The 14,895-nt window shown below is 75.3% G+C and carries 5 protein-coding genes; 4 read left to right on the plus strand and 1 reads right to left on the minus strand.

All coding sequences use genetic code 11. From position 1 onward, the window contains the following. Window positions 1–163 precede the first annotated feature (163 nt). Window positions 164–1,819: a zf-HC2 domain-containing protein gene (locus tag Afe05nite_RS35430; protein WP_203821665.1), complete on the plus strand. Its 1,656-nt coding sequence runs from the start codon at window positions 164–166 to the stop codon at window positions 1,817–1,819. A gap of 9 nt (window positions 1,820–1,828) precedes the next feature. On the opposite strand, the gene Afe05nite_RS35435 is transcribed toward Afe05nite_RS35430, so the two are convergent. Next, window positions 1,829–2,473, minus strand: a complete 645-nt coding sequence (locus tag Afe05nite_RS35435) for a hypothetical protein (RefSeq protein WP_203821666.1) — start codon at window positions 2,471–2,473, stop codon at window positions 1,829–1,831. A 141-nt stretch (window positions 2,474–2,614) separates the two neighbouring features. Here Afe05nite_RS35435 and Afe05nite_RS35440 point away from each other — a divergent pair, with 141 nt between their 5' ends. From Afe05nite_RS35440 to Afe05nite_RS35450, 3 genes are all read left to right on the plus strand, one after another. After that, window positions 2,615–3,100, plus strand: a complete 486-nt coding sequence (locus Afe05nite_RS35440; protein WP_203821667.1) for a hypothetical protein — start codon at window positions 2,615–2,617, stop codon at window positions 3,098–3,100. Between the two features lie 9 nt (window positions 3,101–3,109). After that, a complete protein-coding gene (locus Afe05nite_RS35445; RefSeq protein WP_203821668.1) occupies window positions 3,110–12,562 on the plus strand; it encodes a hypothetical protein in 9,453 nt (3,150 codons plus the stop codon). A 79-nt stretch (window positions 12,563–12,641) separates the two neighbouring features. Next, entirely contained in the window at window positions 12,642–14,885 is a 2,244-nt protein-coding gene (locus Afe05nite_RS35450; RefSeq protein ID WP_203821669.1) for a hypothetical protein, read from the plus strand. The last annotated feature ends 10 nt before the right edge of the window (window positions 14,886–14,895 follow it).

Genomic DNA, 14,895 nt, shown 5'->3' on the forward strand with positions numbered 1-14,895 from the left:
CGACGTCCCGGTCGGTTACCGCCGCGATGCCCCCCGATGAGGGACTTTCCCTTGCTGTCCGCATCGAGCATGCTCACCTGGTGTCCCGCGACGCCCGGCGTTCGGCGAGGATGGGCAGGGAGTCCGGCGCGGACTCGAACCAGCGGAACCGGACCGGGGATTGATGCCAGTGGTGGACGGCACCGAGCACGTCGAGGAGCTGCTCGGGCTCTACTATCTCGACGAGCTCGACCCGGCCTCGGCCCAGCGGGTGCAGGCCCACCTCGACACGTGCGCGACCTGCCGTGCCGAGGCCGCCCGGCTGTGCGACGTACTCGGCGCCATGGCCCTGCTCATCGACGACCGCGAAGCGCTGGCCAGCACCTACGGCGCGCTCGGCACCTCGGTGCCGCCGGCGTTCCCGGCCCGCTTCGCCCCGATCGAGCCCCCCGAGGAGCCCCGCTCCCGGATCGGCTGGCCGCACCGCCCCCGCCGGCTGGGCCGCAACCGGCCCGCGGAGCCCTCGCCCCCGCCCGACCCGCCGGCGCCGGAGACACCACCCGCCGCCGGCGGACCCACCCCCAGTGGACCCACCCCCAGTGGACCCACCCCCGGCGGACCCACTGCCGGCGCGCCCACACTTCCGGTGCCGGCTCCCTCGCCGGCCCCTGCGCCATCGCCGGCGGCCGACCGGCCCCCCGCCTCGGCCCCAGTGTCCGGCGTCACCCCCGTGGCACCGCCGACCGAGCCGCCTCGCACACCAGCACCCCCGCGTGCCATGGCGGCCGTCGCGCCCCCGCCCGCTGCGCCCACTCAGGCGCCCGCGTCCTCGCCGACGGCGTCCGCGTCGGCAGTGCCGGCCGTCGCACCCGTGCTCCCGCCGGCTGAGCCGACTCAGGCGCCCGCGCCCTCGTCCGCTGGGCCGGCTCCCGCGCCCACGTCATCCCTTGCCGGGCCGGCTCACGCACCGGCGCCCACTTCCGCTCCCCCGGCCGCCGTGCCCGCTCCCCCAGCCGCCGTGCCCGCTCCCCCAGCCGCCGTGCCCGCTCCCCCGGCCGCAGTGCCGGCGACCCCGACCACCGTGCCCGCTCCCCCGACCACCGTGCCCGCTCCCCCGGCCACCGCGCCGGCGATCCCGGCCGCTGGATCGGCGGCCACGGGCGCGCCGGTGGCACCGAAGCACGCCCCCGGGGAGCCCGAGGCGGCGGCAGAGGTGTCGAAGAACGCGCCGGAGATGCGGACGAAGCCGGTGGTGCGACCGGCCCCGTCGACCACGGCTGGCCCGTCGAGCACGGCTGGCCCGTCGAGCGGGGCTGTTTCGGCTACGGGGCCGGAGGCCGGTGCGAGCGCGCAGGCTCAGCAGACGCGACCGGTCCGGCGTACCCGGTCATTGGTGGTCTCGATCGGGTTGTTGACCGCGACCGTCACGCTCGGCGGGACCGCCGCCGTCGCGCTCCTGCGCGACGGGCCCGGTGACACCGGCGCACCCGTGGCCCCGGTGGTGGTGAGCACGGCGGCGTCGGCGGCCGATGTGGACAGCGGCGCGCGGATGACGGTGGCGCTGACCGCCGAGGACGGGTCGACCGAGGTGCTCGCGAAGCTGACCGGGCTGAAGAAAGGTACTGGTTACCGGCTGTACGGCTACGGCCTGGACGACCACCGCTGGGCGGTGGCGAACTGGACCGGCGGGGCGGGCAAGGTGCAGGAGGTGACCGGCACGGTGCCCGCCGCGATCGGCGGGATCTCCCACTTCGCGGTGCTGCGCAGCGACCGCAGCACGGTGGTGACCGTCTACCTGTCGCACGACGCCGGGGCCGACATCGGCCCCAACGGCGGCTGAAGCCGGGAATCAGGGGGTCGCGGTGCCGTCCGGGACGGTGGAGTGGATGTCGGCGCCGGCGTAGATCTGGGCGGCGTTGTTGAGTTTGCCGACGAACTCGCCGACCAGCTCGAGCACGCCGCCGCAGCCCTGCAGGAGCTGGAACTGGTTGTACTGGATCTCCGCGGTCTGGTCCGGGTGCGGGTCCTTGTACGGCGAGTACCAGCCGCTGCCGTCGTCGTAGGGGCCGATCCACTTGACGTTGGGGTTGAGCGGGACACCCTGGTGGTAGACCGCGACCGTGTCCGACTCCTTGCCGGCCCAGAAGACCCAGCCCGACTTGGCGATCGCGCTGTCGCGGAACGACTCGAAGTCGGCGATCTGGCCCTTCATGGCCGCGAGGATGGTGGTCTCGGCGTCGTGCATCTGGCCCGGGCTCACGTCGTAGCCGCGCAGGTCCGGGGCGGCCGGGTCGCCCTTGGGCGCGTTCGGGTCGGGAAGCAGGTTGCCGTGCTCGTCGACCGGTTTGCCGTCGCTGTTGGTGTAGCCGCCGTGGCCGTCCGAGGTGGGCGCCTTGAACCCGATGAGGTCCTCGTTGGCCCCGCTGACGTGGCGGCCGGTCGGCCAGACCTGGGTGAGATCGACCGGGACGACAGAGGTCTTGGAATCGCTCATACCTGAACCTTGCGCGCGCGACGGGGTGGCGGCAACGTCCCTCTTGGTACGACCCACCGGCGCCGGAACGGGGTCTGGGGCGCTGCCGTCTCCCGTGGTTACGGTCGGGCGGAACGGTGGAGTCCGACCTACGGAGCGTGCATGGTGAGTGACGGTGCGACCGGCTACGACGTCTCCAAGGTCCGGATCGACGTGGAGCTCTACTACATGCACCAGTACGCCAGCGTCTACATGCCCTCGCTGATCACCAGTCTGCAGGAGGACTGGAAGAAGATCGGCGACATCTGGGACCAGCTCAAGATCAGTTGGGTCGGGGAGGGTTCCGAGGCCGCCGACGCGTTCAACGCGCGCCTCAAGGACGTGCAGAACCGGCTGTTCGGCACGCCCGACAAGGCCGATCCGACGAAGGTGGAGACGCCGGGCATCCTCGACCGGATCCGGTACGGCGCCGTGGTGGCGGCGGCCAACTACAACGCCGCCGAGCACGCCGTGACCAACATGTTCGACGATTTCGTCCATGCCATCGCCGGTGAGGGCGACGGCAACGGCCCGCAGGACAGTACGACGCCGCCGATCACCGTGGACTACAACACGAACCCGTTCCCCACGCCGAAGAAAGACGGCTGACGACCTACCGTGGCGAACCAGACGAACGGGCACGCGAGCCCCGAGGAGCTCCGCAAACTCGCGGCCGACTGGCGCGCGCAGGCGGCCCGGCTGGTGTCGCTCGGCGGCACGGTGATGTCCGCGTACAAGGGCATCAAGTGGTCCGGCCTCGCTTATCTCTCGGCGACGGCCGCGGCGAACGCGGTGAACGTCAAGCTCAAGGCGATGGCCGAGTCGGCCGGGAAGTTCGCGGACTTCCTCGACGAGTACGCCGGCAAGGTCGAGGAACAGATCAAGAAGGAGAAGGCCGCCGCGATCGTGCAGATCGTGCTGGCCATCCTGGGCCTGCTCACGATGGGTCTGGCGGTCGTGCTGGCGCCGGCGCTGGCGGCGCTGTCGAGCCTGCTCGCCAGTCTGCTGCCGGCCATGAGCGCGCTGGCCAGCCGGATCGTCACGATGGTGCTCGACTTCGCGCTGGGCTTCCTCACCTTCGGTTCCATGCAGGTCGCGATGGAGTTCGGCACCCGGGGGATCGTCTCCGCGGCGATGGGCCTGCCGCTCGAGGTGGGCAGCTCCGAGTTGCTGAACATCCTGCTGGCGGGCGGGCTGGGCGGCCTGTTCTCGATCCGTGGCATCACCGCGGTGCCGGTGCGGGGCTCCCGCGGCGCCACTCCCCCACCGGCCCCGAAGATGCAGGCGCCGCCGAAGGCGTCCACGGCCACCAGCCCGGACGGCACCGGCGTGCAGCTCAACAGCCCCGCACCGGTCAAAGGCGCGGACGTCGCCGGGGCGCCGCGGGTCAGCGACGGCACGCCCGCCGTCAGTGCCAGCGACCTCACCGCCGCGCCGGTGCTCCCGACCGGCAGCCACACCGCACCGACCGCGTCGGCCTCGTCCGCCGGTGACGCGCGCCGGCTGGCGGCCGGGTCGCCGGGTGGGGCGAAGTCGGTGAGCGCGTCCGCCCAGCAGGCCACGGGTCACGTGAACCAGCCGCTGGCGGCACCGCACACCAACACGACGACGTCCGCGCCGATGGGCGGCGCGCGCGGCGACGGGCCCCGGACGGCGAACCTCGACCGCCCCGGCCCCACCGCCGGCACCCGCGGTGACGGCTCCCCGCAGGTCCACACCCCGGCCGCGAACGTCACGCATCAGCCGGGTCAGCCGAACGTCGCCGACCGCGGCCCGATGTCGACGACCGGCGGCCGGGGCGGCACGCCCGAGGCGCCGGTCACCGGACCGACGATGCACGCCACCCCGTCGACCGGCCCGGCCACCGTGCCGCACGGGACGTCGCTGCCGCCGGCCATGCGCGCCGGCGGTCTGCCCGAGACGTCGGCGCTGAACGCCGGCAGCCATCTGATGCCGCCGCCCGGCCGGCCCGGTGTCGCCGAGCACGCGGCCACCACCGGAACCCCGCACACCGTCGCACCGTCCACTCCGCACGGTGCCGGGCGGATGCTCGACGAGAACGCCACCAGCGCCGGACACCCGAACCTCCAGCAGCTACGCGACCAGCGCCTCAGCGTCATCGATCCCCCCAGAACCAGCACCGGCGGCGGCACCCACACCGTGGAACCCACGAACGCCACCGCACCGCCGACCACCGCCGCACCGCAGCACACCGCCACGCCGTCCACCGCCACGCCGCACGCGCAGCCCACCGCCGCACCGACGGCACCCCGCGGACCCGGACGGATGCTCGACGAGAACGCCACCAGCGCCGGACACCCGAACCTTCAACAGATGCGCGACCAGCGCCTCGCCGCCGTCGATCCGCCCAAGACCGGCACCCACAGCGGCGGTGGCCCGGTCCGCAACCAGGATCTCGGCGGCTCCCCGCCGCGGCCGGGTGAGCTGGACCCGCCCGCAGCCGGGCACTCCGACCGCTCGGCCGCGACGGGCATCGACTCCCGGCTGCTGGACGCGTCGGCGGCGCCCGCACCGGCGCGGGCGGAGGCCGGCGGCGGCCGGATCGAGCAGGGCAACGTGCCGCTCCGGCCGGAAGCCACCCGGGCCGACGCCCCGGTGCCGGCGGCCACGCCCCGGGCCGGCGCCCCGACCCCGGGACGTCAGCTGTTGCAGACCGGCCCGGACGGGCGTACGGATCTCGTGCGGGTCTCGGCGGAGCCGATGTTCGCGGGTGAAGGGCGACGGCTGGGCGGCGATCCGCACACCGTGCCCGGCCCCGGCCGGCCGCTTGCCGAGTCGGCCCCGGAGCGTCCCGCCACCGGCCCGGACAAATCGTTCACCTACACCGAGCTGCGCGCCGACGGCACGATGGGCCCGACGACACTGCGGCCGGGCGAGAACGTCATGCACTCACAGCCCCTGGCCGGCAAGCAGACCGGCGTCCCGGCGGGTGGGGCGCACGAGCGGATCCTCAGCTATTCGGCCGACGGCCGGTCGTGGGAGGTCAAGCCGGTCGCGGCGGCGGCCCGCCCGGCCGCCGCGGACCCCCGGCCCCACCAGATGCTCCGGCAGAACCCGGACGGCACGGTGGACCTGCTCACCTTCGAGAAGCCACCGGCGCTCCCGTCCGGGCCGCCGGCCAAGCCGCGGCCCGGGGAGGCGAGCTTCCACGACCTCGACGGTCCCGGGGCGAGCCGCGGCTGGCAGTCGCGGTCGATCGAGCCGGGCGAGCGGTTCACGGCCGAACAGGTGAGCCGGCCGCAGTCGACCGGGCAGCGACTCGACGGCAAGGAGCTGTTCTTCCAGCGCGAACCCACGTCGTTGCTGGTGAAGGACCAGGCCACGCACCACTGGACGCCGCTCGGGACGACCGAGGGGGTGGCGGCACCGCCGAAGGGCTGGGGCCGGGCCCCGGATGCCGCCCCGGTCACGGTGGCCAAGACCCCGAAGCCGGCCGACGGCCCGGCGTTCACCCGGGACGGCACCGGCCCCGGTACACCGCCGGACAACGCGCACTACCGCTGGAACGAGGCCAACGGGGCCGTCGAGCCGGTGAACGTGCGGGCCACCTCGATCGAGGTGGCCGAGATCGGCACGCAGACCCGGTCGGTGGCGATCGACCGGTACACGGCCACCGGCGGCAAGGGCGGCGGCAGCCAGCTCGACTCGTTGCGCATGCTCCCGGACGGCACCCTCGCGCCGGCCAACCCCCGAACCATCACCCCCGATCAGATCAGGTACGACTCCGCGTCCGGCGCGATCACGATGGACGGCACCCGGCCGGCCGGTGGCCACCCGTCCGGCGGTGGCGGCGGCCATTCCGGTGGCGGCGGTGGCGGCGGAGCACCCGGGTCGCGGGGTGGTGGCGGCCTGGCCAACCGCGGCCCGTCCCGCGGGTCCGCCACGCAGACCGACGACGGCACCCTGACCTTCGTCAAGCAGCCCCCGCGGACGGCCGAGAGCAGCGCCTCGACCGCGCCGGGCAGCGCCGCCGGAACACGGGACGCCCGCACCCACGCCGGCCAGCCGGGCGAGCGGCCCGACCCCGGTCGCGTGCTGGGCAGCGGGAAACCCGCGACGCGACCCGGCGCCGGGATCGGCGGTCCGGGGGACGCGGCGGCCGCCCGCGCGATGACCGAGGTCGACCACCAGGTCGTCCTCGGCACTCCCGCCGACGCGCCGCGCAACGTCCTGCGCAAACCACGCCCCGAACAGCCGCCCGCCACCCAGGAGGTCCGCGACACCGCCCCGACCGGCGGCCAGTCCACGACCCAGGTCAGCGACACCGCCCCGACCGGCGGCCAGTCCACGACGGAGGTCGGCGACAGCGTCTCGGTGGGCGGCCGGCCACCGACGGAGGTTCGGGACGACGCCTCGGTCAGCGGTGCGCCGTCGGTCACCGCCGGGGTCGGTGCCGAGGACCGGACGACAGCCCCGGCGCCGGCCGTGCCGATGCGGGCGCCGCTGCCGCACGAGGCGCCGTACGTCACCGCGATGCCCGAGGGCCTCGCCATGACCGTGCAGGGCAACGTCGTACACCTGCACGCCGGCGCGCCACCCACCCGGCTCGTGCTGCGGCCCGGCCCGGATCTGACGGTCGTCGTCGACGGCTCGGTGACCAGTCTGCGGCTCATCCACGCGGCGCTGGCCGAACTGCATCCGACGCGGCCGGTGTCGCTCGTCGAGTTCGTCGGCGACCGCCGCCCGGTCCCGCCGGAGCGAGCCCAGCGGATCGCTGAACTGCTGCTCACCGGCCTGCCCGGCAATCCGCGGATCAGCCTGCTGGCGGCGGCGCTCACCCACCCCCCGGCCGGGGCACCGGCCGCCCCGGCGTACCGTTTCGACCCGGCGGGCCACGTGGGACCGGACATCCCGGCGGGTGCGGGCAACGCGCGCCCGTCCGGCACGGACGACTTCCCCGCCGCCCCCACGCACGCCCCGTCCCCCAGCGGGCCGGCGGACGGGATGCCGGACGTGCCGGTCGAGCCGGAGCTCACCCGGGTGCGCCAGTTGACCCGGGTCATCGGCTTCGACGCCGGGCTGACCCCGGCCGAGATCGACGCCGTGCTCGCCGAGCTCGACCTGCGCTTCGGCGGCGCCGTCCTCGGTCCCGCCGGTGAGGGTGCGGCCCGGCAGCTCGCGGTGCGGGAGATCGCGCTGCGCGCCGGCCTCGACCGGGACACCACCCGGCTGCACGCCGACGCCGTCGGGGTTGCCGACGTGCCGGCCGCCGAGGCCGCCCTGGCCGACTTCCGCTCGGTGATCCGTCAGGTGGGCGCCGACAACCAGCTCATCGCCCAGGTCGTCGACCTGGCGATCGCGCGGGCCGAGAGCGAGGGCGTCCCGTACACCGAAGCCACCCGGGCGGCGATGGAGCAGGCCCTGCGGGCCGGCGACGAGGAGGCCGTCGCCGGGTTGCGGGCGGAGCTCGACGAGGCCCGGCACAACCGGGCCGGATATGCCGCGGCGCATCAGCGATACCTCGATCAGGAGCTGGCGGAGCGCTTGCGGGCCCTGCCGCCGGAGATCACCCGCCCGCCGGGCGCCGGTGGCTCGGTGGCCGGGGACGACGCGTCCCGGCCACCGTCCGAACAGGATCACGCCCGGGCCACACAGGTCCACGACGCCCTCGCCGCCCTGCCGGAAGCGCCGCACGTCGGTCCGGTCGACCCGACGTTCGATCAGCGGCTGACCTCGCTGCCGGATCTGCCGGCCACGTCACCGATAGCGGAATCGGAACTGGAAGACCTGGTCGCGGTGCTGGCGGCCGACGCGAGACTCGATGCTGAGGCGACCGCGCAGGTCCTCGCCGGCCTGCGACGCGAGTTCGGCGACGCCGTGTTCACCCCCGCGGTGGTGGGCGAGGCGAGGCAGGCCATCGCCCGGGACGTGGCGAGCCGGGCCTCGGCCGACCTGGCGCGGCTCGAACCGCTCATCGCCCGGATCACCGGCTCGGACCCGGACGCCGACGCGGTGGCGCTGGCCGAGGTGAGCGCCGAGTTGCGGCGGCAAGGCGCCGACCGGGACCTGATCGAGCGGGTGGCCGACATGCGGATCGGCGACGCCGCCCAGACCGGCGCCGGGTTCGCCGGGGCTCGGCGGGATCGGCTGATCCAGGCGTTGGCCGACGGCGATCAGGCGGCGTACGACGGGCTGGTCGCCGAGTTCGAGGCGGTCCGCCAGGCCCGGGAGGAGTCCACCGCCGCCGCGGAACTGGTGCTGCACAAGGCACTGGAGAAGCGGCTGGCCGAGTTGAAGCAGTTCGCGGACGAGCTGACGACGCGTACGCCGGTCCCGCCGCCCGTACGCGACGAACCCCCGGCGCCGACCGCTCAGCCGGACCCGGCGGCGGACGCGCAACGGCTGCTCGACCTGCGGGCGCAGCTGGCGGATCTCCCACCGGCGCCGGCGAGCACGCCGCGCCCGGCCGGCGACCACTCCCCCGCCGACCTGGCCGAGCTGCTGCCCGACGTACCGAGGCCGGCGCCGGAACCGGCCGAGCCGCTGTCGGCGGAGGCCCAGCGCGGCGCGGACCTGGAAAAGCTCGACGGTGAGCTGCGCGGGCGGCTCGCCGACCTCATCGTCGGCGAGCACGCCGGGACCGGCTCGCGTTACACCGAATCGGAACGCGCCCGGCTGATCGACGCCCTGCGGGACGGCGACGCCGAGACCCTCGGGCAGATCCGGGACCGGCTCGAGACCGGGGCCGCGACCCACCGGCGGGCCACCGAGTTCGAGGCGCGACGGGCCGACGAGGCCACCGACGACCGGCTGACCGAACTCGGTCAGGCGCAACCGCGGCGCGACTTCCGGTCCGTCCTGGACGAGCTGCGGACACAACGGCCGGTCGAGCCGGACAGCGGGCTCATGATGGCGCCGCCGCGGCAACGCCCCACCCCGCCGGCCGACCCGCCCGGTCAGTTCACCGAGGCCGCGACGGTCGAGCAGGAACTGCACCGGGCCGGGCTCGACGCGGACAGCCGGTTCGACGCCGCCGTGCGGGAATGGCGGGACGCGCATCCGGAGCAGGCCGACCGCCTCGACGCCGTGCTGCCCGCGGTGCGGGCCGAGTTCGAGAACCGCACCGCGCGGTCGTGGCGGCAGCTGTGGGCGACCGACGGGGTCGGCGCCGGCTGGCCGGCCGAACTGGACCGGGCCGCGGCCGAGCTGCCGCACCAGCTCGACGCCGCCGTGGCCGGTGGCGTCCGGACCGCTCCGGTGCAGACCTCGACCGGCAGCACGGCCGACGGGTCGGTCACCACCCTCGCCGATGACATCTTCCGCCGGTCCGTCGGTGCCGTGCGGTACGACCGTGGGCTCGACGTGCCGGCCGGCCACCTGGAGACGATGCGGGTGGCGTTCCGCACGAGCATGCAGGCCACCCAGGACCGGCTGGGCGCGGATGCGGACTGGGACGAGTACGTGGCCGGGCAGTGGACGCGGCTGCGCGCCGACCTGGTCGCGGCCGATCTGGCGGTGGCCGCGGCCCAGGACGCGGCCCGGGCCTTCCACCGGTTCCTCGGGGACCGGGCCGGCCCGCCGGGTGCGCTCGACGCCACGATGTCGGCGCACGCCGTCCGGCTGCTCGGGGTGGAGTTCGCCCGGGACCACCTCGCCACCCACGGCCGGCACGTCGTCGAGCTGGAGGCGTTGCAGCAGAAGGCGTTCGAGGACGCGTTCACCGAGCTGCGCGACCCGCGTAACGAGATCACCGCGCTGAGCCCCGCCGCCCGGGCGCAACGGTGGGCGGGCCGGCAGGAAGCCCTGCGGACCGATTACGCCGCCCGGATCGGCACCGCGCGGCGGGTCGAGGAGTTCCGGCCCGATCTCGTCCGTGCCTTCGGCAACGCGGTCACCGACGCGGCCGCCCGCACCGCGACCACGCCGCCGCTCCGGTCGCTCGACGGCCTGCCGGCCGAGGTGACCGACCAGTTCCGGGCCGACTTCATCGCCGCCGGGCGCGACCTCTTCGACCAGGTGTGGGCCCCGGTGATCGCCGCGGGGGCCCGCGGTTACGACGCGGCGTTCCAGGCGGCCGAGCGTGAGTGGCAGGTGCGCTACGAGCACCTGCTGACCGGCGTACGCGACCACGCCTTCCTTTATCTGCAAGCGCACCGCCACGACCCCGCGGTGCGGGCCGCCATGCTCCAGGCGCGGGACGCGGACCGCGACGTGCCGGAGTCGGCGTACCAGGCGGCCGCCCAGGCCTTCTACACCGACGCGCTGGCCGCGTTGCGCACCGCCTTCGACGAGTCGGCCGACCCGGCCCGGGTCGACCAGTGGGAGGCGCTGGCCACCACGCTCGAGGCCCGGATCGCCGACTACTTCACCGAGGAGGCGCTGCGCCGGCACGCGGCCGCTCCCGCCGAGCGCGGCGGCATCACGCCGCTGCTGGAGGCCACCCCCACCGCGTACGAGAGTGCCGCGCGGCCGGTGCTCGACCAGGCGCGGGCAGACATCGACGCGGCCCTGCACCGTCCCGGGCGCGACCTCGACGACGCCACCCGGTTGCGGATCACCCGCGAGCTCGACGCGCGGATCAGCGAGGCCACCACGGCCGCGCGGACCCGGGCCGAACGCGGCGGCCAGACCCCGGCGGTGGTGGCCGCGGCGGTGGAGGCACTGCACGGCCGGCTCACCGAACTGGTGCGCTCGGTGCCGGTCCTGGTGCTGCACCACGCCCTGCTCGGCGAGCAGGTGCGGGCGGCCGGTCCGGCCTTCGAGGAGCTGCTCACCGTCGAGCTGCCGGTGCCGGTCGTCGAGGCGCTGGGCCGATCGTTCACGCTGGACTGGCTCACCGCGTACGACGAGCTGTTCCGAGGTGAGCAGACCTCGGCGGCGGCGCTGACCGGGCTGCGGGAGCTCGCGGCGACGGTCCGGCTCACCACGCCCGCCCAGCACCTGACCGACGGGGCCCTGCGGACGGCGCTGCTCGACGCGGCCGCCACCCTGCCCGGCGACCTGGTCGAGGTGCCGTCCGGGATCCTGCTGCGGCACAGCGCCACCGGGGCGGCCGCCGGGGATCTGCTGGCCATCGCCTCGTCGTTCCCGCCCGCGTCGGGCCAGCAGCACGTCTTCGTCGGCCCGGGGGTCAACCTGGGCCGGTTCCTCGGCGAGGTCACCCGCACGCTGCGCGAACCGGACATGCGGTCGCGGGTCGTCGTCCACGCGCCGCTGACACCGCCGGAGACGCTGCGCGGCCTGGCCGACCGGCTGGGCGTCACGGTGGCGCTCACCGAGCGGCCCACCGATCCGGCCCTGGCCCGGCGCGCCACGCCGGTCGACGCGAACGGTTCGCCGACGCTGTGGCAGTGGGCGGTGCAGTGGCACGTACGCCCGATGGATGCCCCGCCGCCGGCCCCGTTCGGCCTGCGGCAGTCGCCGGACGGGACGTACGCGCTGCCCGACGGCTGGGTGATCGAGGACCTGCCGTGGTACGCCTGGGCCCGCCCGGCGCAGGTGACCGACCCGGCCCTGGCCGCCCGGATCCGCGCCGGCGAGTTCGCCGGGGACACCCGCTTCATCGTGGGTGAGCCCGGCGTGGCCGTGCCGACCGCCGTCGCCACGGCCGGTCTGGACCTGCTCAGCCGCACGCCGCGGGTGCCGGGTGAGCAGATCCCGGTGCGCTGGTTCAGTGATCCCGAGCTGACCACCCCGGCCGCCGCCCCGCACACCCGGACGGCGGCCGACGAGGCGGCCGGCACGCTCACCGTGACCGGGCACGCCGAGGTCCGCGACGCCCTGCGCACCGAGCCCGACCCGGTGCGCCGGGACAGCCTGCTCACCGGGCTGCTCGGGCCGGGCGGCGCGGTGCTCGGCGCGCTGCCCGTGCTGCACACCGCCCTACCGGTGGTGACAGCGCCGGACGCGGCTCTGGCCCGGTTGCTGGAATACGCCCACAGCGCCGTCCGGGGGGAGCCGCTCCCGGTCACCGAGGTGCACGCCGCGGCGAGGGGCCTGCGTCCCGAGACCAAGGCGGCGCTGATCGACGGCCTGCGCAGGCTGGCCGTCGCCAACCCGGGGCGGCAGACGGTGCTGCACACCCTCGGCGCCCTGATCCTGGACTGCTGACCGTTTTCCCGCCCCGGCGTGAACCGGCGCGGCCTCCCGTCCGTTCCAGACGGGCCCGCACCGGGCGAGAGGAGCCGACATGCCCACCACCGCCGACTGCCTGCCCGGCACCCTGGTCTCCGTTCCGGGCAAGGGCTTCTTCTACCTGGCCGACGCGACCGACGCGCGGGTCAACGCGGACCTGCTCAGCGCGGCCGCCCGACAGGACACGCCCGGCGGCGTGACGCTGTTCGTGCATCGCGACCGGGCTCTGGACGAGTCCCTGATCCGCTACCTGAATCAGCTCGATCCCCGGGCCCGGGCGACCACCACGATCACCGTGCTCGACCCGGAGACGCTCGGCCCGGTCACCGACGTGCCGGCGCTGCGCCACCTGGCCGACCGGCTGCACCTGCCGGTGCTCGCCCCCGGCCCGGTGGACGGCCGGGACGTGCTTCCGGTGGGCCCCGACGGGCAGGTCACGGCGGGACCGGCGGCGGCGCACCTGATCCTGCCGCCCGCGGTGGCGGTGCAGCGGATCGCGCTGGCCGACGCCGTCTCGCTGGCCGACCCGCCGCCGACCATCGCCGCCGGCCTGGCCCAGATGGCCACCTGGGAGCGCCGCAACGCCGCCACCCGGGCCGAGCTGGGCCTGCCGGCGACACCCGCCGACGTCATCCCGACCGGGCCGGGCGCACAGGCGGTCACGTACGCGGTGGGCCAGCTCAAGGCCCGGTTCGGCAACCTCGGCTCGGTCGACGTGTTCGGCCTGCTCACCTCGACCACCCCGGGAACGGTGGAGCAGCTCGTGGCGGGCCTGGGCGGCACACTGGCCCCGGTCCGCCCCGCCGCCCTGGCGCACCAGCTGCGCACCCATCCCGGCTCGCTCGCGATGGTCACCGGCACCGCCCCGGGCTCCGCCGACCAGCAGGTGCTGTGGCTGTCCTCGGCCGAGTCCGGCAACCTCACCTGGCACGACCCGCGGACCACCGGCACGCCCGCCTTCAACATCGACGGCGCCCAGGACTGGCGCACCGCGGTGCTCGAACGCGACGACGCGCGGGTGTTCATGCTGGACGCCGATCGCCACCCGGTCGCCCTGCCCGAACCGGTCACCGAGCCGATCCGCGACGCCACCACGATCAACCCGCCGACCAGCGCCCGGCCGCTCGGCCCGGGCGCCATCGCGATCGGCCCGTGGCCGCAGGAGACCCTCGACCGGTACGGCTTGAGCGCCCTCGAGCTCGGCGGCCGGCCGGTCATCACGATCGACGTCCGCGAGGTCAGGCCGCGGGTGCTGGACCCCGTGCAGCACAACGCGCTCAAGCACACGCTGGAGCGCTACTGGCTGCACAACGTCCGGCCGACGGTCCTCGCCACGATCCGCAACCCGCAGGTCGAGGCCCTGGTCCGGACCTATCAGGGCGGGCTGATCCAGCAGGTGCCGGAGGGCCTCGGCGGCCGGGTGTGGACCGCGACCGGGCCGGGCGGCGTCCCGCAGAAGTTCTCCGGCCCGGTGGTCACCCCGGAGATGCTGGACGCCGCGGACATGGCGCCGGTGGACCGGGACCGGCCGCTGCACGACGATCCGCTGCCGCCGGTGCTGGTCACCCAGCTGAGCCACAACTCCTACCAGGAGGCGGCCGAGCACTTCGTGGAACACGGCCCCGAGCTGCGGGACCCGTCCGTGCTGTCGGCGATGGACGACATCGCCGACAAGCTGCCCGGCGACGCCCGGCTCGACGCGCACCGGCTGATGCTCGACGTCGCCGCGCGGGCGCCGTACCTGGCCGGTCCGGACCCGATCGCCCCGCAGTCCCGCACCTCGTTCGACCCGGAGCCGGCCTGGCCCCTGGACCGGCCCGTCGACCTGCGGTTCCTCCTCGACTATCTGACCGCCGCCGATCTCGTCCCCGGAGCCGACGGCACACCACCACCGGGCCGTTACCAGACCCGGTTGCTGTGGAACGGCCTGCTGCTGCAGGCGATGCTGGGCCGGGCCCTGACGCCCGCGGAGACGACCATCCTCGCCCGCGGGGTCGGTGAGTCGGACCTGGAACGGGCGACCCGGCCGCCGGGCGCCCCGGAGATCGCCCGCGCGCACGCGTCCATCTTCGAGGCGCTGAGCGCGATGCTCGACGAACGGCAGCCGGGGGTGACCGACGACCGGCAGGCCCTGCTCCAGCTCGCCGAATGCCTGACCGGGGCGGACCGGGTGGCGTGGCACTTCTTGATCAAGGACATTCTGCTGCCGCACCTGGACCAGGGCGGCCGGCTGCTGGCGGACCCCGACCTGGTCCGCCGGATCACCGAGCTCAGCGCCTACATCAATTTCTGTCACTGACCGGCCGGAC

The sequence above is a fragment of the Paractinoplanes ferrugineus genome, assembly GCF_016862195.1.
GTDB classification, from domain to species: Bacteria; Actinomycetota; Actinomycetes; order Mycobacteriales; family Micromonosporaceae; genus Actinoplanes; species Actinoplanes ferrugineus.